This window comes from Legionella beliardensis, assembly GCF_900452395.1.
Taxonomy (GTDB): Bacteria; Pseudomonadota; Gammaproteobacteria; order Legionellales; family Legionellaceae; genus Legionella_C; species Legionella_C beliardensis.
On record NZ_UGNV01000001.1, the window covers coordinates 2,844,065 to 2,870,643 of the forward strand.

Sequence of the window (26,579 nt, forward strand, 5' to 3'; positions counted from 1 at the left end):
TTATTGCCACTCTTTAAGCCCATATTGACTTGCGGTTGTTTTTAATGAATCAGCAATTTTGCTTAAGTTAATCGTTGAATTTTTAGTTTGCTCTGTAGCAGAACTAAATAGATTGGTTACTTTATTGATCTCTTTAATGCTGACATCTACTTGCTCAATAGCAATCGCTTCTTCACGAACGGCTGAAACAATTTGCATAGATGCTATTGATGTTTCTTCAATGACGTTGCCCAAAGAATTGATTATTTCATCAGTTAGCTTAACCTGTTTAGAATTTTCCTCCACACTTTTGTTTCCTGCTTCAGTTACCATAACCGCATGTTCGGCAGTTTGGCGAATATCTTGTAGAATCTTTTGAACACGCTCCGTAGATTGTTGTGAGCGCTCTGCTAAATCCTTAACTTCGCCAGCAACTACTGCAAAACCTTTACCTGATTCTCCAGCTTTTGCTGCTTCTATAGATGCATTTAAGGCTAACATTTTAGATTGCTTGGCAATGTCTGCTACGGCTTCGGTAATTTCACTGATCTGCTGTGTTTTGTCATTCAAACTTAAAATTGTTGCTGAAATTTGCTGCATTTTATTTTGTAGTGTTTCAATAAACGTGGTCATGACCTTAATGGCTTGCCGACCTTTCTCGCTCACTGTGGTCGTGGTGTTGGCAGATTCGCCTAATTGCTTAGCTTTTTCCTTCGTTTGGCTGGTTGTGGCTTTTATCTGTTCGATAGTTGTACTGATTTGCGTGACGGCTGCCGCTTGCTGTGAAGCACTAGTCACTTGCTCGGAAACGGTAGATTCAAGTTGTTGTACACCTACAGAAATTTCACTGCTTTCTTCCATGATTTTTATACCGATTTCTCTAAGTTTCCTAGACACGTTTTCCAAATCGATACGTTGCTTTTTTTGTTCTGTAATGTCAGTGGCCACTTTAATGACTTTTATTGGTTTGCCTTGACGGTTAAAAATTGGGCTATATGACGATAATAGCCATACTTCTTTATTATTTTTGCCAATTCGTTTAAATTCTGCTTGAATATTTTCGCCTCGGTTTAATTTTGCCCAAAAAACTTGATACTCTTCAGAATTGATATATTTTTCATCAATAAAAATTTTGTGATGTTTGCCTTTAATTTCATCTAAGGTGTACCCTAAGGTTTTTAAGAATTTTTCATTCGCCGTAATAATGGTGCCGTCCATGTTGAGCTCAATGATGGCTTGCGATCTTGAAATAGCATCTAGTTTAGCATTTAATTCATCAAACAAGTCCTCATCAGACCGTCTAAGCCTATATAAGGAATAAATGAGCAATAAAGTCATAAAAATAGATAATGATAAAATGACCAAATTAGTAGACTTTAGTAACAGGTAGTCAAACTGAAAGGTAATACAACGAATAATAAAACTAATCACTAAAAAAATTGCAAGCACGATACTTAGTTTAAATGGGCCACTCTTATATTTTTCTTTCTGACTTTCCAACATGATTGCTTCCATTCATGAGTTTGCTGAAACGTTCTCCAATAAAATACTAAAAAATCATACAGATTCTAGCTAAGCAATTAATTTCCCTGTCTACATCAGATTACACTGAATTTTTTCACTACATTAAATATAGCTTCTATATCAATTATTGCTATGTCAGTTCGGTAAATTCCACGAATATAAGTATTTCCATCCATCACTTGTTCATTGGCAAAATGAGTGAGTTCCTCGGAATTTTGCATAGTCATTTGATCTAAAACTTCATGTACTGATAAGGCAAGCTGCTGCATGCCTTTTTTACATAAGATAAACGATGAAATAGACTCTTCATTTTGTATTTGAAAAAGTCGCGCGCAACTAATTACAGGCCATACTTCAGTATTATAATAAATTATCCCTAGAAAAATTGGAGCAGCCCCAGGCACGTAAGTGACTTGTTGAAAAGGTATGACACGTTCAATTTGTTGATAAGGAAGGGCATATTTTTGCAGACTATCTATTTTAAAAAGTAAAATAGAGCTCTCTTCTTGATAGGTAAAATCCAGTTTTTTCTCAGCAATAATTGCTTTTCGACTTGCTAAAATGGCTTTGGCTTTTTCACTTATTAATAATTGATCCTTCATAGCCTCATCTCTCATAATAGGAGATACTCGAGCAAATAGCATTGATAAAATTTTCTCGCGTATCTAAAGTATATAAAATGGAGCCCTCATTTAATTTTTCGGCAAATTGCAAGGCTTTCCTAAGCCACTTAGTCCCCTCCCCTTTATCCTCCTCTTGTAAATAAATTAAGCCAAGATAATAAGCTGCTTCGGGAAAATTATTTTTTATATATAACGCCTTTTTTAACGAAATCATTGCAGCCCTTGCGTCTTTTGTCTCAAGTTCGATTAAGCCTTTAAAGAAGAAACTAACCGGATTAAGAGGATCAAATTTAAGGGATTCTATTAAACACAAGTGGGCAGCGGATAGTTCATTCCGTTGTAATAAGCATTCTCCTTTATATCTTAATAAAAGACCTGTTTTAGGCCAGTTTATAAGGTACAGATTAATTTCTTCTAAGGCTTGAGTATAGTCCCTCTTTTGCAAATGAGATTCAATCGTTGCTAGCAACGAGTGACTAGTTAATTCCAATTCCTTTTTTTCTTCCTGCTTGATTACTGGCAGGGATAAATTTTTAATTTCTCCCTGTTTTTTAAGAAAACAAACATCATTTTCTAAGCAAATAGCCAATTTTGATGAATATTGGTGCGGGTATTCTGAATGGCCTAAAAACAAAATTCCATCTTCCATTAAGCTGTCATAAAAATACCTAAGTGAGCTATTAATTACTTCAGGCGTTAAATAAATAAAAACATTGCGACAAATAATTAAATCAAATTGACGCGTCATTTTTTGCGGATTGGCTAGATTATGATATTTAAATTGAACTAAGTCGCGAATGGTTGGAATTAAGGAATACATATTGTGATGCGTTGTAAAATAGGTATCTTTAAGCTTCGTTTCAGTTGCGCGTAAGTTTGTTTTTGTATAGGTAGCTTTTGTTGCGTCATTAAGTATATTTTTATTGATATCTGTGCCAAGCAAATTAAGAGTCCAGTGCTTTAAATCAGGCAAAAGCTCTACTAAAAGAATGGCAATGGAGTAAATTTCTTCCCCTCGTGCACAGCCTGCACTCCAAATAGTTATATTTAAATGGTGATTAAGTCTTTTTTTAAGAATTAGATTGGGTAAATAATGATTTTTTAAAAAAGCAAAAAGTACAGAATCTCGAAAAAAATAGCTTTCTGGTACCGTTAAAATATCAATTACAATTTGAGTTAATTCTGATTGGCCTGAGCTTAATTGTTCAAAAAACGTTTTTTCATCTAAATTTCTTATAGTTAATAAATGCTTTAGTTTATGCTGGACGGGCTCTAAGGTATGGTTGTGAATACAAAGGCCATAATGTTCTTTAGCCCATTTTTCAAGCTTAAGAAGAAACGGGTTCATGGCGGCGTTTAAGTTTAAGTTGGTGAAAATGCATTAATTCTTCTACATCAAGAAACCAAGCAGACGCTTTCTTGTCTTTTAATATGCCAGCTACATAAGAGCAAGGCGAGGATAATGTAGATTTTTGAATATTATCTATTGAGATAAAACATACTTCTATTACCTCAGAGACCAACATCCCTATTAGTCCTCCTTTTAAGGAACAAATAATGATTGGCGTATTTAAATCATAAACCGGTTTTGGTTCATCAATAAGGCTTGCCAGATGATAAACGGGAATAAATTGCGTGTGAAAATTGAGTAAACCCGCAATAGCCTCATCTTCATTAGGTAGGTTATCTAATTCTGGAATTGCTAAAACCACTTCAACTTGATTTAAATCAATAAGGATTTGCTCTTCATTTAGTCTTAATTTTAGGCAAGTAATAGACATATCTTCCATGATTATTGACCCTAGTATAAAATTAATTTTATTTTCAATAACTTAATTAAAAAGGGATTAAAATAATTCTTTAATAGATACTATAGCATAGTAAATTGAGCAAAAATGAAACAAGGGGTACGCATCTATTAAAATCTATAACTGAATGTTTAAATTAATAAGGTAAGCAGATTTATCAAGGTAGGCTGAACTAAACATCGCTCAGCCTACAGATTGTTTGTTAGTTGTACTTCATTTAGCCCAAATCTCGTTTACTACTAAAACGCAGGGGCGGGCGGTAACTCTTCATCATTTAGCATTTTATTCGCATCATTAAATTGATCGACTAAACGCTCTTCTGTTTTACATGCCCCTAATGTTGTGCTGAACGCATAGCGATTTGAGGAAACGTGCGCCCCATTATTGGCAGGTGCAGGTGCTTCTACGTTACTTTTAAATACACTAGTTATTGCTCGTATGAGCTTAGCATACCAAGGGCGCTTATTTTCAGAGATATCATGCAATTCATTGCGTTGTAGCGATTGAATTGTATTATTTAATGCTTCTCTATATGTTTGAGTGGCATTTTCTGAATGATTTTCAAAATAACTATCATTTATAGCTGAAAATTCACTATATATCTTTGCTAACTTAGACAGACGGGGATCAATCGCGCTACGCTGTGCTTCATATTGATTATCTCGTAAATGCTCTGAAGACTTTTTGTCTTTATTAGCATCTACAAATAAGGTCATCATGGGCCCTATTGTTGCCGCCTCTTCACCAGAGCTCTTAAGATAACGTTTATTTAAAATTCGACTATATTCTTGTTCAATAACTTTTAAAATTTTAACACAAGCTTTGTGTTCTTTACTTAAAAACTTATCCCTAACTTTCTGTTCATTTTCTAGAGCAGTATTAACTGCAGTTATTTTAAGGTTTATATCACTCAGTGCCTCAGAAAGGTCTTCCACTGAACTTTTCTGTTTGAATGTAGAAATAGCGCGCCCAAGCTCACTTGTAGAGGTATTAATTTCGTCTAATGAGTCTTTTAAATACTTGTTGTCCTGCAGCCTATCTAAATCCGCATATGCCTCCTCTTGAGCTGCCTGGACTTTCAGTATGCTCTGTTGAATTTGCTCTAGCTCAGCCTTTTTAGAGTCTTCTATTGCCCATTTGATCTGCTTAAACAGAAATTTTACATCTTCTAGTGTGGAAGCCATGCCTTTTGTAAAGCTATTTATGTGCATTCTCTTCGATTGTAATTCTTTAACGGCTACTTGAAGTCCATCTAGGGTTGATTGAAAGTTTTCTTTTTTCTCACCCTCATACAATTCTAAAAGGCTTTCAGCTTGACTAACCTCATTATTAAATTGTGCAACTAAAGTTTCTTTTTCTTCTTTCTCCTTGTCGTATAACGCTGTAAGCTCGAGGCTATACTTACTATCTTGCCTTTCATTTATAGCTTTAAATTCAGTCAAAATTTCATCTTGTTTCGATAAAATTTCTTGCTGTTGATTGACTATCTCATCATGTTTAAGAGTAGAGCTGTTTATAGACCATGTAGGTCGAGACTTAAAAATAGCATCGAGGTCTCTTCTTGCTAAGGATAGTAAATTTACATGTGAACGAGCTGCACGCACGCTAGGTTCTTTCGAATAATCCGGAAACCGACCAAGATTAACCTCTAAATCTTGCTTACTTTTATCCAGAGCTTGAGAAATTTCCCTGTATTTATCTGCTATTGCTTTATTATTTTCTTCGAATTGCTGTTTTGATATAGCACTTTGTAATAAAAAAGCCTCAGCAGTAAGGCTGGTTAAAGGTGCGTTTTGCCTACTGGTGCTATCTTTAGGTGTGTGCATATCTGGAGAGTTAGACATTAAAGTATCTTCTAAAGCAACAATTTTCTCTTGTTGCTGCTTAGCTGCTTGACTGTGTAATTCTTTAAGTTTTTCGGTTAAATCACTAAGTTTATTAGATATATTATCAGTTTCTGATAGTTTCTTTAATGCTGGTTTAAACCTATCCAAAACTTTTTTCTGCTCTAAAACTTTATCTTCAGTACTAATTTGTTGTTGCTTATATTTTTGATAAAATCGGTAACCGTCTTGTATTAGAGAATTAATTTTAGACAATTCTTTTACAAGTAGCCTTGCTTCTTTCACTGTTTCATCTTGTAGGCTTTCAGGAAATTGCCTAACTTGTGCGGCTAACTCTTTTAATTGCGATGCATATTGGTTTACCTCTTGATACTGCTTTTGTATTGATTGCTCTTGTAGTTCATATCGTTTATTGTTTACTTTCGCTCTGCGCTTTAATAAATCTTCTCCCAGCTGCGCTTCTAAAGCAGGTAAATTTACGAGTTTATCAGAAGCAAGAAATTCTTTAACTTTCTCATCAACTTCATGCATTATTAAATCTACAAATAGAGAAGTGTCATATAGTTCTTCTTCTACTGCCTCCAAAGTTTTACTTAATAGATCATCAATAGCTAGTTTATATCCTTCAACTAGCTCATTTTTTGCTTCTAAATATGCCTTTTTTATATTTTCAAAAGAAGCAGTTTTAGTTAAATTATTTCTTCTAACCTTCAATGCACTAAGTTTCTCTAATACTTCTTTCTGTAGTTGAACAATTTCTTTCAAAGAGCTTACAGAAGTAACTGAATTTTCCTTTCTAGCTAACTCTAACTCGCTCTTATAAGTCTGGTAAACTTCTTCCAACTCGCTCTTAATTTGAATTAACTGTTCCCTACGTTCAGATACTTGTCTCATAATAGCTACGTAATTGCTATTATTCGCTTGAGGGGCAAATAACTCACTAATTACTTCTAATCGGTGTAAACCAAAATTAAGCCTATCCATAAGACCATTAATTTCTCTTTCTATTCTAGGGTTTTGATCCACTAGGTCTGAATCTTTTGACTTTGAAAGTTCAAAATCTTCAAGGTACTCTGTAAGATCGTAAAGAGATTTGACGTGACGTGACAAAGCCTCAGTATCATCCGTAGGAAAATTGAGGACTAAATTAGATAAATTAAATGAAGTTCTTTGCCCAAAAGATAGTAGTGATGACATGTTAGACAGCATGCTCTCATTCTCTACTATACCAATTTTACTTAAAAGAGAGTGCCGTAAGGCCTTAACCTGTTCTTTATTAAAGGACGGCTCTTTAGATAATTTTTCAGTAAAATCTCTTATAAAATTTTCTGCGATATTTTTGACTACCTTATTATCTGAGTCTAGCTTTTCAATTTTTTCAAAGAAAATTTTTAAATTAGCTTTAAAATTCTCTATTGCATTGTCATGTTCTGCTTTAATTTGTTCAAGAGAACGAGGTGAATTAAGAAGATTTTCAGCGCGAGATATAATTTCAACCTTTGCCAATTTTATTTCATTATGTAATAGGTTGATTTTTTTATTAAAGTCAGCCAAAACTTCTAGTCGTTCATTATTAAGGCTATTAGACGTTTGATTAGAATTAAATTTTTTCCATTCGTTTAGGATTTTATCTGCATCCTTAATCAATTCATTAAATCTCTTAATTTCTTGTCTAATAGTTAAATCTGCTAATATTTTAGGAGACGTAAGTATATCATTATCAAATTCTTTAAGAGAACTGTGTAGCTCAAGAGCTTCTTCAAGCGTAGTAAGCTTGCTAAATTTTTGCTTAAGCTCAGCTTCCATATTTGTAGCTAAATGAGCTAAGTTTTGGTCAATTTCGTTAGTTGCTTCCGCTTTCTCGTTTGCTGTACTAGGTGCAGTAGTAACCTCATTCTTTCTCTTTGGGGGTTTTTTCTTTTCTACAGCTGCTACAAAGCCGTTACCCTTGTCATCGAATTTAATAATTCTTTTAACTCGAGATTCTTTTACTGGCTCATCACTTGTTGTCTTTGTCTTATCATTTATTTTTGGAAATAGGTCTTTTATTGCAGAATTAAAGCAATCAATCTGCTCTTTTAGAGAAGTCTTTCTAGTTGGTGCAACCCATGTGATAGATTGGCTAGCAGCAATTTGTTCAATCTCAAATTCAAGTCTTGCAAATAATGCGTCAAAGTTTGATAACACGATTTCATCGGGTATATCGGTATACTTATCTAATCGCTGTGCCCATGATGTGACCGTGAGAGCCAAATTTGCCAAATTTTCTGGAGAAGAAGGGCGATCAAGAGCACTCTTTTGCTTGGCTCTAACTAATTTAATTAACTCGGCGATATCTTCTTTAATATAATTAATAACTTCATATTGATACATGATTGAGCCACAAATAGTTTTCTTGTATAAAAATATAGCATTTAAAACTTAAGGAAAGATTAACTATTAACAAATATTGTTAAAAAATGCACATCAAATAAAGCCAATAAGCCGCCATAGCCTAGCAAGCGTAGCCTGGGAGAAGGGCACAGCCCGTATCCCAGGTTTACCTTTAACACCAGCTACTCACAAAACTCTTCGCATGGAAGCCTTGCCCAATTCTTATTTAATAACCAAATAGCAGTTTCTGACTTCAAAAAATTTATTGAAAACCTGGGATACGGGCTACGCCTTCCTCCCAGGCACGCTTACTTAAATAAGACTGGTAGTATGTTAAACAAATTATTATGTGATTTAAGAAAAGTGGGGATTTCATTAATTAAATTTAAATAATCATCTTCTCTGTTGAAGATATAAGGATTCTCATAGCCTTCTATTTTTGCAACTGCTTGAGCCCATTGTATCTCTATATCAGTAGGTGGGAATTGTTTATTCCAAGTTAAAAATAATGTACGTTGTTCTTCACTTAACCGAATATTATATTTATACGACATAAATAAATTTGCTCTTGCCACAATCCCTTTAGCATAATCAGCTGGCTCTACGCGCCTAGTAAACGAATCAATTGTAATAGGACACCCATAAAAAGTGGTATGAGTATCTAACATACTATAGCGATAATTTGAGCGAGCTTGGTTAACTAAGCCTACTGCAGGCCATAGGTTATAAAGCTCAGCTTCGGCTTGTCTAAACTTAGGATCAATACGCTCGCAGCAAGCCCGGCCTCTATAGAGTTTACCGTTTCGCTTCTTGCATAGTAGTTCACGCCAGCAATTAAACTGATGGCCGAAATTCTCGGCAGGCATCATATGTTCCCACTCAACTCGGTGCGCTCGCTTAAATTTAGCTGCTGATTGCATATTGCAGCTTTTTAAATCAACTTGCAGGCGCGCATCAAAACGACAATGGCAATAGAGTGTTTCCCGATGAAATGCAAAAAGTATTCGGGCAGCTTTTTTAGCTTGCCCAAAGTTTTTAAGCTGACTGACAACTACAGCTGAAATAAGTAAAAGACATATAATGCTACATATCTTTCGCAGTAATGTCATAGCAATATTTTTCAATCCTTTGAAATTTTAGTGTAGCAAGTCCTTGGTAATTATGCAGCTAAACAGAATAGAATTATGATTAATCTAAAGAATAGGCAGGACTACGGGTTAGTTTTTTAAATTAATGTGTTTTTATTGCACATAACTTCTAGATTAATTAGATTTTTAGTAATTTATTAGCCCGCGTAGCCTGGGAGAAGGGCTGCGCCCGTATCCCAGGTTTACCTTTAACACCAACTACTCACCAAACTCTCTTCCCATGGAGGCACTCCCAATTCTTATCTAATAACCCAAATAGCAATTCTTGACTTCAAAAAATCCATTGAAAACTTAGGATATGGGCTACGCCCTCCTACCAGGCTACTTACTGGTTCACTTAAAGGCCTAAGTCAAATCACATTACTTATCTAGAGAGAAAATAAACCGTTAGCTTATGATTTTTCGAGTGCAGGAAAACGCTCTAGCAAATGATCGACAAGACAGTAAATCTTTACTAAATTATATGTTAAGGGCTTTAAATCAATTTTGCTAAGTAAAGAGCTCAACAAATTTGATATAGAAGGACGCTCTTTCAACTCCTTAAATAAAAATAATATTGAATTCATGTTAATTAAGGAATAGCTATGACGCCAGAGCTAAAAACGATGATACTTTTTCAAAACCTAAAACCAGGTACGCCTGATTCTTCTTTAGTAAAGGACTTTAAAGAGGAGTGCATTGATAAAGAGGAAAAAGAAGATACAGTTGAGCAGCAAAGAGAGCAACTCCTTAATAACTTTCCACCTATTCTTGCTTTCCGTGGTCAAAAACAAGAAAAAGATTTTTATAAACGTAAGGCAGAAGAAATGTGTGACTTTTGTTGCGCCGGTGTTGCTGATGTAGGGGGTGAATTGTCACTTCAAGACAATTATAAACTTTCAATAGGCACAGGTACGCTCTATGAAGGTAGTGCAGACTCTATAAGAGAGCAAGTACAACAAGATATTCGCAAAGAGCCGTTTGGTAGTCTTAAGCAGGAACAAGGTCTTGAGAGTCTTAAAGAATTCAATAATCTTGTCAAACAAGTTGAACAACAAGGTTTAACAAGTGCCTCAACTCAAGAACGTAATACATCCATTCCTAATCCATTTGAGATTATACCTAAGCCGGAGAAAGATTAATCATCATATAGGAAATAACTTTTATAAATCTAGATTTCCACGTTCCTAATTTGTCCCTTTTTTGTTTCCTGCCGAGGAAAAAATTTAAAAGGGGACTCTAGCTTTTTTAATTAATAATTCAATACATTAGTTAATTCTTTTATTGCTTAGCCTGACGGCTATGGGCACTTCGCCCGATATTTCCTTTTTCTTCTTGCTCAAACAAATCAAAAAGGGTATATACCCTTTTCATATTGGGAGTTGTTTGTATGTATTCATTAAATTGGTCTTATGCTTATGGTAAGCCTGAGTCCACGGCTTTATTTAAATTTAAACCAGAAGATTTCCAAGTGACCGAAATTTATGCTGGAGAGTTTAGTGGTGAAGGTGAACATATTTTAATTAAAATTGAAAAGCATGGGTTAACAACTGAGGAAGTCGTTAAATCGTTAAGTCGCTTAATTAATAAACCAGTTAAAGCGATCAGCTACGCAGGCTTAAAAGATCGTCAAGCTGTTGCTATTCAATGGTTAAGTATTCATGCGCCTGGTGAAGTAATTTCTGGTATTGAAACGTTACAAGACTCTGGATGGAAAATATTAGCACTTACTCGCCATAACAAAAAGTTAAAGCCAGGATTTTTAGCAGGCAATCATTTTAAAATCAAACTAAGAAACCTAACTAATGAAACGCTGTTTAGGCAGCGTATTGAACAAATAAAATTAACAGGAGTGCCTAATTATTTTGGCGAGCAACGTTTTGGTCGTGATGGTGGAAATGTGGCTAAAGCGCATGCAATGTTAATTGAAGGACGTAAGGTTAAGGACAGATTCCTAAAGGGAATGTATTACTCAGCCGCACGTTCATGGCTTTATAATTTAATTCTTTCAAGGCGTGTTAGCCAAAACAATTGGAATGTACCTATTAATGGTGATGTGATGCAATTAAGTGGGTCAAACAGTATTTTTACTATCGAGAATGTAGAAGAAAATATTATTAAGCGCGTACAAGAAAAAGATCTCTCACCTGCTAGCCCCTTACCAGGTAAAACTAAAAACAAAGTTAAACATGATGCCCTAATACTAATAAATGACGTGTATAAAGAATGGCAGCCTTGGTTAACAAGCTTAGCAGAACATGGCCTAGAAGAGGCTTGGCGCGCTAATATTCTTAGCTTGCAAAACCTTGAATATAGCTTTCTAAATAATAGTGCTGAATTATCCTTTACTCTACCTGCAGGCTCTTATGCAACTGCCGTGTTGCGTGAATTAGTACAGTATTAATATCGAAATTAAGTCAGTCGGTGTAGCCTGGGAAAAGGGCTGCGCCTTCCTCCCAGGTTTACCTTTAACGCCAACTACTTAACAAACTCGTCTCATGGAAGCACCTCCCCAATTTTTATCTAATAACCTAAATAGCAGTTCTTGACTTCGAAAACTCATTGAAAACCTGGGATACAGGCTACGCCCTCCTCCCAGGCTACTTGCTGCGAAATAAAAATGGCTCGATTTAGAGGACGCACTAAAATAGAAGGATTTATTGATAATCAATGGGAAAGAGGAAATGCTTTTCAACTCATCACCCTTGCCCATCATTTTGCCAACCGCCATTTGCCATAAAGATTATAGTGTTCGCGCAGCAACAACCAGTTTCGCAATTTACGATGATCGTTTAGAACTATGGAATCCAGGCGGATTACTTCCTGAAATCAAAATAGAACAACTTAAAGAACCGCATAATTCATATCCACGCAATGAATTAATTGCAGATGTATTTTATAAAAGAGGCTGGATAGAAAAATGGGGCACAGGCACTACTCGAATGATAGAGTACTGCAGAAAAAATAATACTCCCGAACCTGAGTTTACTGATAGTTATCACGGTTTTTCAGTTATTTTCAGTTTTAAGGAAACAATGAATACAGGAATCTCTCTAGAACCAACGATGAATTTAACTCAACGTCAAATGGAAATTATCTCTCTTTTAAAGAATGCAGAAGAGATGTCTCTAAAAGAAATTAGGAAAAAGTTACCAGTGTTGCTTGCTGAAAGCACCATTCGTGAGAACTTAAATCACTTAAAGACAAAAGGGATAGTTACCACCCGAGGTCAAGCTAGATTAACAAGATGGTTATTAATCAATAAATAGGTTGCGATCGGTATCCAACAGTATCCGCCATGGTATATTGATCCAGTTATTCGATTCAATAATTTTAATATTCGCGTTTATTAGGATATTGCATATTCGGACTCAATGTGAAGCAATAGAAATTTGATATATAATAAAGCGCAATCCACCTCTCCTATTTTATGACATATTCTAGACTTAAGGCGACAATCATTATCCTTGCCCTATTACTCAACTGATAAAGGATCTTACACATGCAGCAGTTAATCCTTCCTAAAAAACTTAATCCTGGAGATAAAGTTGCTGTAATTAGTGCTTCCTGGGGTGGCCCAGGAGCTTATCCTTATCGGTATGAGGTGGGCAAGCAACGACTTGAATCTATTTTTGGGCTTAAAGTGATTGAAATGCCTCATGCCTTAAAGGATCCTGACTGGGTTTACCGTAATCCTAAAGCACGTGCCGAAGATTTAATGCAAGCCTTTTTAGACCCTGCGATTAAAGCAATCTTTTCAAGTATCGGTGGAGATGATGCAATACGATTATTACCTTACATTGATTTTGAAATTATTCGCAAAAATCCAAAAGTTGTTTTAGGTTATTCAGACAGTACTGTCTTGCATTTTATTTGTTTAAAAGCTGGTATTGCTAGTTTTTACGGCACGGCTGTAATGACAGGATTTGCTGAGAATGTAAAAATGCATGATTATACAATTAGCGCCATTAAGCAGAGTTTTTTTTCGACAGCTAAAATAGGCCGAATTCCTGAGCCCTCAGGGTGGACTAAGGAACACTTAAATTGGCAATATCCTTCAAATCAAGCTATTCAGAGAAAACTTGAGCCTGCAATTAAATGGGAATTTATTGGGTGCACTGACAAGATTGTTCAAGGCCGATTATTAGGAGGTTGCGTTGAGGTTCTACAGTTTATTAACGCCACTGATATCTGGCCTTCATTAAATATTTGGGAAGGATGTATTCTCTTTCTGGAAACCTCAGAAGAAGGCGTATCTTCTTTATTTTTGAAACGGTTTTTAAGAAATTTAGCTGCCCAAGGTGTGCTAGCTAAACTTGCAGGTATTTTATTTAGTAAACCAGGCGGTTCAACTATTCTGGCATCACAATTTAACGATTATGCTAACGTCATCTTAGAGGTTTTTAATGAATATGAATTACCACAAATTTCTGTAGTGGTTAATATGGATTTCGGGCATTCAGACCCTATGTGGGTTATGCCATACAGCTGCTTAGCTGAAATCAACCCTCTTGAGAAAACGGTAAGCCTGCTAGAGGGAATGGTTATTTAATGTGTTACTGCTAAATTATTTTTCAAGCCATATTTTGTTTTGAGAAAATATAAAAGCGTACTAAAAAAACTTATTAAAGTTAGTAAGGTTAACGATAAAATAATAACTTTGTTCCCAAAATTATTGAGCAAAGCACCAATCAAATAAAATGCAATGATCGATAGCGATGAAGTAGAACAATGGATTGAGAAAACTATTTTAAATAGTGAGAAAGATGCTTCCTAACATCTCCAATGTATTAAACGGCAGACTTCAAGTCTGCTTGATTTAAAACGAATTTAATAGTAGCCAAAGATAGAGTCGAACCACTGAAGAATGCTTTATTATGAAATTGCTATTAACCCGTCTAATCAGCTAGTACACTAATTATTATTTCTAACTAATAAACTTATGTCCCAATCAAAATCATTTTATAATTTAGAAACATTAGGTGGAATTTTACTTTTTATTGCTGCGGTCATAGCAATTTTAATTGCTAACTCACCACTTCAATCTATATATGAGCATGTATTGCAAGTTAAAGGGACCGTAAGTATAGGAACTTTCTTTATTAAAAAGCCTATGCTGTTATGGATTAATGATGGCTTAATGGCTATTTATTTTATGTTAATCGGCCTTGAGATTAAACGAGAAATTAGGCGAGGCGTGTTAAGTGATAAACGTAATCTCATTGTCCCTGTTATCACAGCATTAAGTGGATTATTACTACCTGCTGCTATCTTTGCTTACTTTAATGCACATAACCCGATCTTTTTAAATGGGTGGGCTATACCTACGGCCACGGATATTGCGTTCACTTTAGGGATCGTTTCTTTATTAGGCTCTCGTGTACCGCTTTCATTAAAAATTCTACTTACAGCCATTGCTATTTTTGATGATATTGCAGCAATTGTTATCATTGCTATTTTTTATACGAAAAAATTATCCTTATTATCACTATCTTTTGCTCTTTTCTTCACTTTAATTTTAGTAAGCCTAAATTATTTTAAAAACCGTCGTATCTCCTTATTTATGGTTGTTGGTGTTGCGCTATGGATTGCTGTTTTAAAATCAGGCGTTCATGCAACATTAGCAGGAATTATCATTGCCATGACAATTCCTGACGATGGAAAAAGATCTATGTTAACTCGTCTTGAGAATAGTCTGCATCCTTGGATTGTTTTCTTAATTTTGCCTTTATTTGCTTTTGCTAATGCAGGAATTAGCTTTATTGGTCTTGATAGGTCGATGTTTATGCATCCTATTGTTCTTGGGATAGCATTAGGCTTGTTTGTTGGTAAGCAAATCGGTATCTTTTTGTCATTAGGCTATTTTGTTAAATTTAAAAAGCTTCTTAAAAAAGATAATATTAACCTTAGGCAAGTCTATGGCATTGCGCTAATTTGTGGGGTAGGTTTCACTATGAGCTTATTTATTGGCTCATTAGCCTACCTAAATACTGATTTAGACCTAATGCCTATGGTAAAAATTGGTGTTGTACTTGGTTCTTTAATGGCAGGAAGCATAGGTTTTATTGTCTTAAAAAGCACAAAGCCTTCTTTATAACCTAGGTTGATTTTCTAAACTGTTCTAAATAATTAATTTAGCTTTATCTTTATAAAGTGCTGTAAGGGATTGATTGGGTCATTTCAGCGACGTGCTTATGGCTTTAGAAATGTTTAAAATTACAAAACCCGTGTTAAGGCCCACTGCGGATGATTAACAATGCCCTACGTAAATGAGGAAGCCCCAAAAAACACTAAAATTAAATAATCCAAATTGTTGAAATAACCCAGATTATTATTTTATTTATAAAAAGTGTACCTATAAGTGTACTTAAAAAGAAATTGTCGAATAAAAAAATTTAGATATTACTGTTTAATTTGCTAATTTTAAAAGGATTTTTTTGGTCGGGACGGAAGGATTTGAACCTTCGACCACTAGCACCCCATTCTAAAATTGGCCTGTTGCAAACAAGATCATTTAGTAGCAAATATTTCAATAACCCTTTGTATTTTAATCATTTTATTTCTTTACTATACGTCAAACAGTAGCAAATGATATCATGTCAGATCATGGCAAAGTACACCCAGAAGTACACCTAATTTTTGAGTAATAAAAATGGAAAGACATTTTACGGATGCTTATATCAAAGCACTAAAACCTCGTTCTGTACGTTACGAAGAATTTAAAGATGGCGGGTTTGGAATTCGAGTTACGCCTAAAGGACTTAAAATATGGATATATCGCTACAAAATAAATGGGCAACGGCATTTCATCACTCTAGGCTATTACCCGGCTATGAGCTTATCAGAGGCTAAGAAGCGCTTTATTGATTTAAGTGATATGCGCCATGGTGCTATTAACCCTAAAGACCATCTTGAAGAAGCAAAACAAAAAGAGCAGCAAACCATAAAAAATTTAATGCTAAACTGGTACAAGAGCTATATTGAAAAACATCGTGCTCAGCCCCAACAAATCTGGCAACTCATCAAAGCAGATATTATCCCTCTTCTTGGTGATAAAAAGCTTGAAACTTTAAAGACTAGAGAAATCACCCAAGCATTAGATAAAATTGTAGACCGTGGTGCACCTATTCATGCCAATAAAGTTTTAAGCACACTTAAGCAAGCCTTTAATTATGCCGTAAGTCGCGGCGAGATGATGAATAATCCTGCCATGAGCATTCGTTCACGAGACATTGGCGGATTAGAGAAAGCAAGAGAGCGGTATTTATCACTCGACGAAATTAAAACCCTATGGCAATTTTTAGAAAGTGAAGAGCACGATACTTCCATCCAAATTAGAAGCGCTCTAAAAATCATCCTGCTTACCGGCGTACGTACGGGTGAAATCAGAGTAGCTAAATGGTCAGAGTTTGATTTTGAAAATTCCTTATGGACTATTCCTGCTGAGCATACTAAAACTAATATCACAATGCGCATTCATTTAAGTGAAATGACCAAAAAGGTCTTATTAGAACTTCAAGAATACAGTGACTCAGATTATGTCATTACAGGTGTTGATGAGCGTAGTCCTTTATCAGATAAAGCCATGCCAAGAGCTGTAATTAGGATTCAATCTAGAGTAGGCATTCCTCACTGGACAGCACATGATCTTCGCCGCACCTTTGCAACTCAACTTGGCGAAGCCCTGCATATTGATCCAGTAGTTATAGAAAAATGCTTGGGTCATAAAATGCCTAAGATCATGGCCACCTACAATAAAAATGAAATGTTACCACAAAGAAAAGAGGCATTGGATCGCTGGGCCACGTTTATTGAAAGCATATTACAAGATAATATTATTCCTATTCATACCGGGAAATCAGGTAACAATTTATTATATGCTAATTAAACCTAAAGATAGATAAACAGCTTCTCCTGTGTTTGTACATTTCTTATAAATCAGACATAATCTCACCAGTTATAAATAAATGGTGAGGATTTGTCTGATTATGGCTAATAAAGATCCGGAGGCCGTTTTTCGGCAATACGGCGGACAACTTAGAATGAGCGACGCACTAAAAAACGGTATAACGCGTTATATGCTCTATTCTCTAAGAGATAAAGGAAAGATAGAGCAAATTAGCAGAGGCGTATACCGACTCACTAACCTTCCACCACTAAGTAACCAAGATCTGGCTACAGTAAGTCTTCGCTTTCCTAACGCAGTTATTTGCCTTACATCAGCTCTGTCTTATCACGATCTAACAACACAAATACCACATTTTATTTCTATAGCTGTACCTAGAGGAGCTTATCTTCCTAACCTCTCTTACCCTCCTATACAAAATCACCGTTTTTCCAAAAGCGCTTACCATGCAGGGATAGAAGAACATAATATTGATGAGGTCGTGGTGAAAATCTATTCTGCTGAAAAAACGATTGCTGACTGTTTTAAATATAGAAATAAAATCGGCATGGATATAGTACTAGAAGCACTAAAATTTTACCGCGCCCGAAAACAATTTAATCTACAGGCGCTCCTTAAATACGCCGAACTTTGTAGAGTTGAAAAGGTTATGGCGCCTTACCTGGAAACGATTATATGAAGCCACCACAAAATGTTGCTGCATCGATTCGACAACGCTTATTAAATTACTCTAAAGCTCATCAAAGACCATTTATTGAAATCCTACAATATTATGCAATGGAGCGATTCCTCTATCGTTTATCGCTATCTCCCTACAAAGATCAATTTATATTAAAAGGTGCCTTGATGCTAAGGATATGGAATGCACCCATATCAAGGCCAACGATGGATATTGATATGCTAGGGAAAACAAGTAATGAAGAAGCCAATATTTTTCAGCAAATGAAGGAAATACTTTCACTTGATGTGATAACCGATGGGCTAGTTTTTGATATAACATCACTTACAACTGAACGCATTAAAGAAGATGCCGACTATCAAGGTATCCGAGTGCTGTTTAAAGGTAATTTAGAAACGGCTAAGATTCATATGCAAATAGATATTGGTTTTGGCGATATCGTTTATCCCATTCCTGAAAAAGCAACAATGCCCACCCTTTTAGATCTCCCTGCGCCTAAACTTTTAACTTATAGCCGTGAAACAGCTATTGCTGAAAAGTTTGAAGCGATGATTAAGTTAGGTATCCTTAATAGTCGGATGAAAGATTTTTATGATATTTGGATGTTATCTCGGCAATTTAATTTTACAGGGACTGAGCTTGCTGAAGCTATTCGCCTAACGTTTAAAAATCGCGGTACTACTTTACCAACTAAAGATGAACTTTTTACAGAGCAATTTATCCAATCCAAGCAAATTCAATGGACAGCTTTTACAAAGCGACTTAACCAAGAACATATACCAACTCAATTTCATGAGATTGTAGCAGATATACAATCTTTTCTATCCCCAATTGCCGCTGCTCTCACTAGTCAAAACCCGACACCTAAGCTATGGAATAATTCGGATAAATGGACATCATAATATTACTAGGGTAATTAGTAGCATTTAATACTTTGCTAAAAGATGAGACCTCCGCAAAGCTCCCATAGAAACTTAACGGCTAGAGTTACGGCCAGAGTCGCGGCTAGAGTCAAATAAGTAGTTTCAGGTTCGACCATGCAATAACAAGAAACTAGATTGACAGTTTCTTATAACCTATTACAATGTTTAATTGAAGAATTTTGTAGATTATTCTGATTTAAGTGAAGAAACTTAGATAAGTTTAACAGTAATTATTCCATTTTTAAGCCTTTTCTATAACAAGGCTAACACCGTCCAAAACTAGGCCGACCCTAACCCGTCATCCAAACCCGACATAAAGCCGTCATACTAAGAAGTAGTCTAAATAACGCGTATAAAATCTCACCTTTCTAAAACTAGTCATAGGCCAAATGGCTTAGGCCGACCCACCTCATAACTCAATAATTATTTATATATATTTATATCAGAAATTAAAAAAATTTAGACAAGGTTATCCACAATACTGAAGCTAAATGCCTTAGTAGGAAGTTATTGCAAAGTTCGAATTATCAAGCACAAAAGCAAATTTAAAAATTATCTAAAATGTAACCTACAGTCCGTTACACTCTATCTTCTGTCATGGGTTTATTAACACGCATCTAATCTTTATTGACATAAACAAATAGAGCATTAAAATAAATTAATTTTAAAACAAATTGAATTATTAAATATCACTATTTGCTATTGTTTGATATCGTTTGCAACTGATTAATGCGTTAAGCGAGGAATAGAAAGTGGATTTTTTATTTATTAATAGAAGAGAATTGGACGCCTTAATAGAGTTACCTCTCATCCAACGCGTCGTTTATATAATGGGAATTCGGCCTTATATGGATAGGGCAACTTTTATTGTAGGCATTAAGCGTAGGATAAGTTACCAATCGCTAAGAGAAACCTGTTATGTCGCGCCTATTCCCGGTGTTAAAGCAGAATATCCTAGCTATCAACAGATGAAACGAGTAGTGAAATCATTAGCGAGAGTTGGGCTTTTAGAAATTCGATCGACGCCGAGGAATTTGATTGTGAGGTGTTTGCTTGCGGATACGAAAGCTTAGAAAAATAAGAAAATAATAGGTTCTATAGATCAGCCATCAACTATTAAACACCTAAATTACTAAGCTAGATTAAAACTCTAACCAAATTACTATTCTTTGAAGCTCTTAAGCTATCAAATAAATAGAGAAATTATTGCCCCTTTTTTAAAAAACTTTAATTTATAATTAAATAGGAATCTAAATAATTTATTATTTGTTGACTTAAGGAAAAGCGATGAATGATTCAACTACTAATTCTACAGAAATAAATGATGATAACTTACCAAAATATGATCTATCTAAATTAGAACACTTATTTAAATTAATACGCAATGAAGACAGCAATGTAATCAAGCATTATATTATTGAACATCTAAATAAGTTTCTAGGAAATAAAAAATATTTTTACCTTTTTTTATATAAGCCAGAGGAGTCAATAACTAACTTTGATTCTGATAGGATTTATTGGGCTACAGATAATAAAAAAACTCAAGATATTTTATTAATAATGCATAGCTTAGGTGGTCTAATTGAACCGGCATACTTTATATCTAAAATTTGTAAGGAGCAATCAAAGAAGAAATTTATAGTTGTAATTCCAAGTAGAGCTAAATCTGCTGCTACTTTAATAGCATTAGGAGCAGACGAAATTCATATGGGCTTATTAAGTGAACTCGGGCCGATAGATCCTCAAATTAATAAGAACCCTGCTTTAAGCCTGAGTAGTGCGTTAGAATGTATTTGTAATCTCACAGAAAAATTTCCCAATACTTCAAGTATGTTTGCAGAATATTTGGCTAAAACATTGCCCTTACAACAATTAGGTTACTTTGAGAGAATTTCAGATTCAGCTCAACATTACGCTGTACGGTTATTAGAAAGTAAAAAAGAAATTTTAAAAAATAGTCCACATGCTATTGCCCAAAGGCTAGTCTATGAATATAAAGATCACTCTTTTGTAATAGATAAAGATGAGGCCACCGAAATATTTGGCGAAAAAGTTATTAAATTGAATACTGATGAATATAAGGCTGGCTCAGAAGTTTATCATTTTCTTGAAAAAGTAAGCCTCATCTTAAAATATGAAAAGAAGCTAGATATAAATATTGTTGGTTCAGTTGATCAGATAAATTTTACAAATTGTTAATTTACCGCCAAAGCCAACAAAGTTACTAAAGAATTTCAATCCTTATAAAATTCTGGTTATTTTCGAATTCTTCTACTTTAATTTAAAAGCAAAGCTCCATTAAATTGCTATATTTTTCTTCTAACAAGTTATTTAAACTTAACTAAAGCAATAAGTATAACCCTGAATGAAGGATATTTCCTATAGCCAGTGTAGACTAAGTAAAGCGAAAATATATTAAGCTGAAAACTTGAATAGCAAAAAGCATCTACTAATAAAGATATTGCTCTAGCGGATGCTAAGCTGCTCGCTTAATTGAGCAGCTTAATCAATTTTAAATTTTGTATAAACGTCTACCATAAAATGTTAAATATTTAGAGCAGCCATAAATAGGTTGCTAACTTAATTCACCCTTTTTTTACCCTTAATGGATTACTACTACTATCATCAAGCTTTACCGAGTCTTTATGAAAATAACCTTTAGATTTATTATTTCCGTCAAACCAGATACATTCTATTTGCTCCTCTTTTCCTAAATATGAAATTGTCATTCTAGGGCCCCCAGATTTTAATTTAACCACATCTCCAACTTTAAGTTGTGTCTCCATTAGAACTCCTGTCAATTTTAATAATATAACTATAGACAATAATTTTAGTTATATGCGTCACTGCTTAAAGCAGTGACGCACATAACCAACTTTATTCCAACCCAATAAAATCAACGCTTTCAGCCATTTTGTCCTGTCGGACAAAATCCGATAGGACAAAATTTCTCTCTTAAACTGATTGTCTATAGAGCAACATTTTGCTAATTTCTAATTAAGCATAACTGATGAGCCTGGGCAGTTCAGGCGAAACCTTTTAGGTCTTATGCTAAGCCACCTTGTCCCTTAACCTAGTGGCTGGACGTTTAAGTTGGGAAACCCTTCATGGATACCTGCCGTTCGGCAGCGTAATTTTAGAAACTTACTGTCATTACAATTTTATGACCTAGTCAGGCGCTTAGAATAATTCTTTGCCTATCTATTAATCTATCTGAAAGTAAAAAGGAGAAAGTCACTAAAACCCGCTGTAGACCGGCCCATCGTTTGCCTTATAGCGTTTGATTTGCCCCTAACTTGAGCCTTGCGGATAAAACCGGGTATCGCCTTTGAGTGAGCCGCTCGACCAACACTAAACCAAAGCCAGGGCAAATAATTTATGATTCAAGAAAAATTTAATTTTAGCGATTTTAAACTATTTGAAAGTACACCCAGAAGTACACCTAGAGAAATTATTGACTTAAATGAGATTTAAATTTTATGATTCAACTTATTGATTTTAAATGGAATTAACTGGTCGGGACGGAAGGATTTGAACCTTCGACCACTAGCACCCCATGCTAGTGCGCTACCAGGCTGCGCTACGCCCCGACTTGGGTTTGAATAATAGCTTTTCTTGGCTGGAATAACAAGCTACTGTTTTGCTAGTGAGCGAATTAAAGTAGAAAATTTAACTTAAAGTCATTTTTTAAAAGGACTTTGCTGCATTTCAATATTATTGGCCACTTCATCGATGGCATGGTCTTCGCCGGTTACTTGGTAGCCAGGTATGCCGTTGTCTAAGGAATTGACCATGTCGGTGCCAAGGCTTTGCTTCTGAGTCATTTCATTGGTTGTACCAGAAAGTGCGAGTTCATTTCTTACCTTTTCTGCTAATTCAGCAGCACCTTCTACAGGTTTCAGTGAATCTTCAAGCATTTTTTTAAGCTCAAGACCTATCGACTTAAGTTTGCCTTCTTCTTGTTCTGGCGTATCTTTTCCGGGATTCTTACCCTTTACTTTCGTTTTAACTTTATCTTTATCTTTGTCTTTATCTTTAAATATTGCCATAGTACTTACCAATATAGGTTTCTCTTTTACATTATACCTGCTTTTGCGAGAAAATTGATCAATTTATGCTTAATTTATATTAAGCACTGCCTTTGTATAAACGTAGTATGTAGATGAAGTGAATGCAAGTGAGCCTATCGATACTTATGTTGGTTAATCTGATAGCTTAACTAACCGGATTAATTGCTTAATCCGGCTAAAGAAACCCTCAACCAAAAGCATTAATACCGGTAATATGGCGGCCTAAAACCAGAGTATGCACATTATCTGTGCCTTCGTAGGTGAAGACTGATTCTAAATTTAGCATGTGGCGAATCACCGGATACTCTAAACTGATGCCATTGCCACCTAACAGGTTGCGGCATTTGCGAGCAATGTTTAATGCTTCTCGGCAACCATTTCTTTTTGCTAAAGAAATCATGACTGGCGTTTCACGGCCTTCATCTTTTAAGCGCCCTATTTGTAAATTTAGACATTGGGCCTTAATAATTTCGCTATACATTTGTGCTAAATCGGCTTGCACTAGCTGAAAAGATGCCAATGGTTTATCAAATTGTTTACGTTCTAACAAATAATCACGCGTAATATCAAAGCACGCCATAGCAGCACCCATAGCGCCCCAAGCGATACCATAACGAGCCTGGCTTAAACAGCTCAACGCTGCCCCTAATCCCTTTACCGTACCGGCTAACAGATTTTCTTCAGGCACAAACACATCTTCAAAGACTAATTCACCCGTTATCGATGCGCGTAAAGACATTTTATGTTTGATTTCAGGGCGACTAAATCCTGCAAACTCTTTTTCAACAATAAAACCACGAATACCTTCTTCTGTTTTAGCCCATACGATAGCAATATCAGCAATAGGCGCATTTGTAATCCACATTTTAGCGCCATTTAATTTCCACCCACCAGGCACTTTTCTAGCTTGCGTGCGCATGCTGCCAGGATCGGAACCCGAATCAGGTTCAGTTAACCCAAAACACCCAATGATTTCTCCAGCAGCCATGCCCGGTAAAAAACGCTTTTTTTGTTCTTCATTACCGTAGCGAAAGATAGGGTACATGCATAATGAGCTTTGCACCGATACAAAACTACGCAAGCCACTGTCACCGCGCTCCAACTCCTGGCAAACTAAACCATAAGCAACATAAGACGCCTCCGCCCCACCATACTCTGCTGGCAAGGTTAGACCTAATAAACCTAAATCGGCTGACTTTTGAATTAATTCTCTTGGAAACTCTCCCTTTTCAAATGCATCTGCCATTAACGGCACTACATCGTTACTAACAAAGCGAGTAACACTTTCTCGAATTAATCGCTCATCATCTTGTAATTGCTCATCAAGAAACAACAAATCGTCCACGCTTTTTCTCCCCTTTAACAGAGTGTAATGCTAATGTCGCCGCAACAATAGAATCGCGACTTGGTAATAAATACTGCCAAGCATTGCCTAATGGAATAAAGCAATCCTCACCAGTTAGCCTTTTTATTTTTAAATCAGTTGCTGCTTGCTCAACTAACAGTGTCATTAATCCCTCGCTGACAGAAGCACTGCGCCGTCCTTCGTCAACGATTAAAACGCGACTTGCATTGGTTAATTCCCGTAAAATCGCTTCTGTCGGTAGCGGGCTTAACCACCGCAGATCCACAACTTTGACATCAATCTGATGCTTTTCTTTTAAAATTTTAGCGGCCTGCAGTGATAAATAAAAACCATTGGCATAAGTTAAAATCACCGTTTCGCCTTCACCAACAACGCCCACTTCTCCTAAGGCAATCGTTTGGTCTATAGATGGGTATTCAAACAGCCATTCATTATCACCGGGCGTGTGTAAATCTTTAGTCATATACAAAGCGATTGGCTCTAGAAACACAACAATTCGGCCCTGATCATGGGCTAATTTTAAACAAGTACGCAATAGCTTCGCAGCATCAGGGCCATTGGAAGGGCAAGCCACAATAACGCCTGGCAAGTCACGCAGTATGGCAATGGAATTATCATTATGGAAATGGCCGCCAAACCCTTTTTGATAAGCTAAGGAAGCAATACGAATGACCATAGGATTTTTATACTGGCCTGAAGAAAAGAAAGACAACGTTGCCGCCTCACCCCGCAATTGATCTTCGGCATTGTGTAAATAAGCTAAAAATTGAATTTCAGGAACAGGTAAAAAACCATTATGCGCAAAGCCAATGGCAGTTCCTAAAATAGTTGTTTCATCTAATAAGGTATCAAATACTCGACGCTGCCCAAAGCGCTTTTGTAAATCGGCAGTTACCCGATAAACACCGCCTTTTCTGCCAACATCCTCACCAAAAATTAGCATATGTGGGTATTGCAGCATTAAATCGGTTAAAGCGAAGTTAATGTGCTGTGATAAATTACGCTTTATAGTTAATTGATTATAAACACTACCAAATACGACTTCGCGCTTGCTTTCTGCGGGCAGTAGACAAACACTATTATTTTGTGCTTTTGGTATGATGGATGCCATAATTTCAGTGGCGCTACTTAATTTAGGCAACTGAATTACTTCCATCGCTTTGGCTTCAATTAAAGAGCGATTGGTTTGATAAAGTTCAATGATTGCTTCTAAGCTCATCCACCCTTCTTCATAAAGCATTCGTGCCGTATGTAGTAATGGGTCATTGGCCTCGGTGGCTTCGATTTCAACTTGTTTAAGATATTGTGATTCAATATCAGAACCCGCATGCCCAAGTAATCGTACGCATTTTACATGTAAAAAAACGGGTTGTTTTTTAAGGCGTGCTAGCTGTTGTGCTTGCATTGATTTTAAATAAACATCCGCAATATTTAAGCCATCACATGTTAAATAATGTAAGCCTGGGCGTGCCTTAACCGATGCCTCAATCCACGCGGCTGGTGTAGGAACAGAAATACCAATGCCATTGTCTTCACAAATAAAAACCAGGGGTAGCGGGTAATTTTGAGTAGCTAACCAAGAACAAGCATTAAAGGTCGTTTGTGCGGACGCATGATTGGTTGAAGCATCGCCAAAGGAACATAAAATGACCGAGTCGGTAGCTAATTTACTAGGAATATGCAACTCTTTTGCCCGCGTAATGGATACAGCAGTGCCCAGGGCTTTTGGCAAATGAGATGCTATGGTTGAAGTTTGTGGCGGAATAGTTAATGGCACACTCCCAAACACTTTATGGCGGCCACCTGAAATAGGATCATCTGCTGAGGCAACAAGAGATAATAAAATATCCCGCACGCCATCACAGCTAGGAACTTGCTTAGCTCGCTGCAAATAAAAAGCCCCGCTGCGGTAATGTAAGAAAGCCATGTCGGTGTGGCGAAAAACATAAGCAATAACCGCATTACCTTCATGGCCACTACTGCCAATGGTATAAAATGATAAGCCTTTTTCTTTTAACTCACGTGCAATTAAATCCAGCAAGCGCGATTTAATTTGCGAATCAAATAATTCAATGGCAGTTTTTTTATCTAAACCTGAAGCAGACAACGTTAGGGTATTTCTGGGATTAGGAAAGTGACCTTCCTTGACGCGTTTAATAAATTGCTCATTAACTACACTTGCTCTATCTAACATATTCACATCCTGAAATAGATCTCTTTCAAAACAATCATCACTTAAGCCTAGGTTATCTTGTGACACTTAGATTAAGTATTGTTTAAAATTAAAGCTTCAATTTTGAAAAAAATCTAGATTGACATCCTTAAGCTAATAGCACTAGCCATCTACTATTTTCTAA

The 26,579-nt window shown here is 35.8% G+C and carries 19 protein-coding genes, 1 tRNA gene and 1 pseudogene; 10 read left to right on the forward strand and 11 right to left on the reverse strand.

Annotation, left to right across the window (positions count from 1 at the left end; genetic code table 11):
- The 6 genes from DYE47_RS12560 to DYE47_RS12585 all read right to left on the reverse strand — a co-directional run bounded on the left by DYE47_RS12560 (position 1) and on the right by DYE47_RS12585 (position 9,260).
- Positions 1-1,482, reverse strand: coding sequence for a methyl-accepting chemotaxis protein (locus DYE47_RS12560; protein WP_160149900.1), 1,482 nt, complete (start codon positions 1,480-1,482; stop codon positions 1-3).
- Positions 1,483-1,577: 95 nt separating this feature from the next.
- A complete protein-coding gene (locus DYE47_RS12565) occupies positions 1,578-2,105 on the reverse strand; it encodes a chemotaxis protein CheW (protein ID WP_160149901.1) in 528 nt (175 codons plus the stop codon).
- Between the two features lie 4 nt (positions 2,106-2,109).
- Positions 2,110-3,474, reverse strand: coding sequence for a CheR family methyltransferase (locus tag DYE47_RS12570; RefSeq protein WP_115303651.1), 1,365 nt, complete (start codon positions 3,472-3,474; stop codon positions 2,110-2,112).
- Positions 3,455-3,916 (reverse strand): chemotaxis protein CheW, encoded by a 462-nt coding sequence (locus tag DYE47_RS12575; RefSeq protein ID WP_115303653.1) that lies wholly within the window; start codon positions 3,914-3,916, stop codon positions 3,455-3,457. Before DYE47_RS12575 ends, DYE47_RS12570 begins: the two co-directional genes overlap by 20 nt.
- Before the next feature lie 257 nt (positions 3,917-4,173).
- Entirely contained in the window at positions 4,174-8,151 is a 3,978-nt protein-coding gene (locus DYE47_RS12580; RefSeq protein ID WP_115303654.1) for a coiled-coil domain-containing protein, read from the reverse strand.
- A gap of 308 nt (positions 8,152-8,459) precedes the next feature.
- Positions 8,460-9,260 carry an endonuclease gene (locus tag DYE47_RS12585; RefSeq protein WP_115303655.1) on the reverse strand — a complete coding sequence of 267 codons (801 nt, stop codon included), beginning with the start codon at positions 9,258-9,260 and terminating at the stop codon, positions 8,460-8,462.
- A 623-nt stretch (positions 9,261-9,883) separates the two neighbouring features.
- On the opposite strand from DYE47_RS12585, the gene DYE47_RS12590 reads away from it, so the two are divergent.
- From DYE47_RS12590 to DYE47_RS12635, 10 genes and pseudogenes are all read left to right on the forward strand, one after another.
- Positions 9,884-10,420, forward strand: a complete 537-nt coding sequence (locus DYE47_RS12590; RefSeq protein WP_115303656.1) for a hypothetical protein — start codon at positions 9,884-9,886, stop codon at positions 10,418-10,420.
- A gap of 248 nt (positions 10,421-10,668) precedes the next feature.
- A complete protein-coding gene (gene truD, locus DYE47_RS12595) occupies positions 10,669-11,682 on the forward strand; it encodes a tRNA pseudouridine(13) synthase TruD (protein ID WP_115303657.1) in 1,014 nt (337 codons plus the stop codon).
- A gap of 256 nt (positions 11,683-11,938) precedes the next feature.
- Positions 11,939-12,547, forward strand: coding sequence for an ATP-binding protein (locus DYE47_RS12600; RefSeq protein WP_147285933.1), 609 nt, complete (start codon positions 11,939-11,941; stop codon positions 12,545-12,547).
- A gap of 233 nt (positions 12,548-12,780) precedes the next feature.
- Entirely contained in the window at positions 12,781-13,830 is a 1,050-nt protein-coding gene (locus tag DYE47_RS12605; protein WP_115303661.1) for a S66 family peptidase, read from the forward strand.
- A 390-nt stretch (positions 13,831-14,220) separates the two neighbouring features.
- Positions 14,221-15,375 carry a Na+/H+ antiporter NhaA gene (gene nhaA, locus DYE47_RS12610; RefSeq protein ID WP_115303663.1) on the forward strand — a complete coding sequence of 385 codons (1,155 nt, stop codon included), beginning with the start codon at positions 14,221-14,223 and terminating at the stop codon, positions 15,373-15,375.
- Between the two features lie 555 nt (positions 15,376-15,930).
- Positions 15,931-17,166, forward strand: a complete 1,236-nt coding sequence (locus DYE47_RS12615) for a tyrosine-type recombinase/integrase (RefSeq protein WP_115303665.1) — start codon at positions 15,931-15,933, stop codon at positions 17,164-17,166.
- Positions 17,167-17,266: 100 nt separating this feature from the next.
- Positions 17,267-17,863, forward strand: a complete 597-nt coding sequence (locus DYE47_RS12620) for a type IV toxin-antitoxin system AbiEi family antitoxin domain-containing protein (protein ID WP_115303667.1) — start codon at positions 17,267-17,269, stop codon at positions 17,861-17,863.
- Positions 17,860-18,765, forward strand: coding sequence for a nucleotidyl transferase AbiEii/AbiGii toxin family protein (locus DYE47_RS12625; protein WP_115303669.1), 906 nt, complete (start codon positions 17,860-17,862; stop codon positions 18,763-18,765). The genes DYE47_RS12620 and DYE47_RS12625 overlap by 4 nt, the downstream gene beginning before the upstream one ends.
- Positions 18,766-19,538: 773 nt before the next feature.
- A pseudogene (locus tag DYE47_RS16425) lies at positions 19,539-19,847 on the forward strand (Vir protein); the annotation flags it as partial.
- A gap of 226 nt (positions 19,848-20,073) precedes the next feature.
- Entirely contained in the window at positions 20,074-20,985 is a 912-nt protein-coding gene (locus tag DYE47_RS12635) for an SDH family Clp fold serine proteinase (protein WP_115303671.1), read from the forward strand.
- Between the two features lie 386 nt (positions 20,986-21,371).
- Here the strand turns inward: DYE47_RS12635 and DYE47_RS12640 are convergent, their stop codons facing one another.
- From DYE47_RS12640 to DYE47_RS12660, 5 genes are all read right to left on the reverse strand, one after another.
- Positions 21,372-21,572 carry a YodC family protein gene (locus DYE47_RS12640; protein WP_115303673.1) on the reverse strand — a complete coding sequence of 67 codons (201 nt, stop codon included), beginning with the start codon at positions 21,570-21,572 and terminating at the stop codon, positions 21,372-21,374.
- A gap of 727 nt (positions 21,573-22,299) precedes the next feature.
- Positions 22,300-22,376 (reverse strand) — tRNA-Pro (locus DYE47_RS12645).
- A gap of 90 nt (positions 22,377-22,466) precedes the next feature.
- Complete coding sequence (locus tag DYE47_RS12650; RefSeq protein WP_115303675.1) at positions 22,467-22,835, reverse strand: hypothetical protein; 369 nt, start codon at positions 22,833-22,835, stop codon at positions 22,467-22,469.
- A 208-nt stretch (positions 22,836-23,043) separates the two neighbouring features.
- Entirely contained in the window at positions 23,044-24,201 is a 1,158-nt protein-coding gene (locus tag DYE47_RS12655) for an acyl-CoA dehydrogenase family protein (protein ID WP_115303677.1), read from the reverse strand.
- Positions 24,179-26,416, reverse strand: coding sequence for a thiamine pyrophosphate-dependent enzyme (locus tag DYE47_RS12660; protein ID WP_115303679.1), 2,238 nt, complete (start codon positions 26,414-26,416; stop codon positions 24,179-24,181). The genes DYE47_RS12655 and DYE47_RS12660 overlap by 23 nt, the downstream gene beginning before the upstream one ends.
- Between the last annotated feature and the right edge of the window lie 163 nt (positions 26,417-26,579).

Bases quoted from the DNA above. Each gene is read 5' to 3' on its own strand.
- DYE47_RS12560 (WP_160149900.1), bottom strand. From the start codon at position 1,482: ATGTTGGAAAGTCAGAAAGAAAAATATAAGAGTGGCCCATTTAAACTA.
- DYE47_RS12585 (WP_115303655.1), bottom strand. From the start codon at position 9,260: ATGACATTACTGCGAAAGATATGTAGCATTATATGTCTTTTACTTATT.
- truD (WP_115303657.1), top strand. From the start codon at position 10,669: ATGTATTCATTAAATTGGTCTTATGCTTATGGTAAGCCTGAGTCCACG.
- DYE47_RS12590 (WP_115303656.1), top strand. From the start codon at position 9,884: ATGACGCCAGAGCTAAAAACGATGATACTTTTTCAAAACCTAAAACCA.
- DYE47_RS12620 (WP_115303667.1), top strand. From the start codon at position 17,267: ATGGCTAATAAAGATCCGGAGGCCGTTTTTCGGCAATACGGCGGACAA.
- DYE47_RS12605 (WP_115303661.1), top strand. From the start codon at position 12,781: ATGCAGCAGTTAATCCTTCCTAAAAAACTTAATCCTGGAGATAAAGTT.
- DYE47_RS12660 (WP_115303679.1), bottom strand. From the start codon at position 26,416: ATGTTAGATAGAGCAAGTGTAGTTAATGAGCAATTTATTAAACGCGTC.
- DYE47_RS12570 (WP_115303651.1), bottom strand. From the start codon at position 3,474: ATGAACCCGTTTCTTCTTAAGCTTGAAAAATGGGCTAAAGAACATTAT.
- DYE47_RS12650 (WP_115303675.1), bottom strand. From the start codon at position 22,835: ATGGCAATATTTAAAGATAAAGACAAAGATAAAGATAAAGTTAAAACG.
- DYE47_RS12625 (WP_115303669.1), top strand. From the start codon at position 17,860: ATGAAGCCACCACAAAATGTTGCTGCATCGATTCGACAACGCTTATTA.
- DYE47_RS12640 (WP_115303673.1), bottom strand. From the start codon at position 21,572: ATGGAGACACAACTTAAAGTTGGAGATGTGGTTAAATTAAAATCTGGG.
- DYE47_RS12615 (WP_115303665.1), top strand. From the start codon at position 15,931: ATGGAAAGACATTTTACGGATGCTTATATCAAAGCACTAAAACCTCGT.
- nhaA (WP_115303663.1), top strand. From the start codon at position 14,221: ATGTCCCAATCAAAATCATTTTATAATTTAGAAACATTAGGTGGAATT.
- DYE47_RS12575 (WP_115303653.1), bottom strand. From the start codon at position 3,916: ATGGAAGATATGTCTATTACTTGCCTAAAATTAAGACTAAATGAAGAG.
- DYE47_RS12580 (WP_115303654.1), bottom strand. From the start codon at position 8,151: ATGTATCAATATGAAGTTATTAATTATATTAAAGAAGATATCGCCGAG.
- DYE47_RS12565 (WP_160149901.1), bottom strand. From the start codon at position 2,105: ATGAAGGATCAATTATTAATAAGTGAAAAAGCCAAAGCCATTTTAGCA.
- DYE47_RS12635 (WP_115303671.1), top strand. From the start codon at position 20,074: ATGAATGATTCAACTACTAATTCTACAGAAATAAATGATGATAACTTA.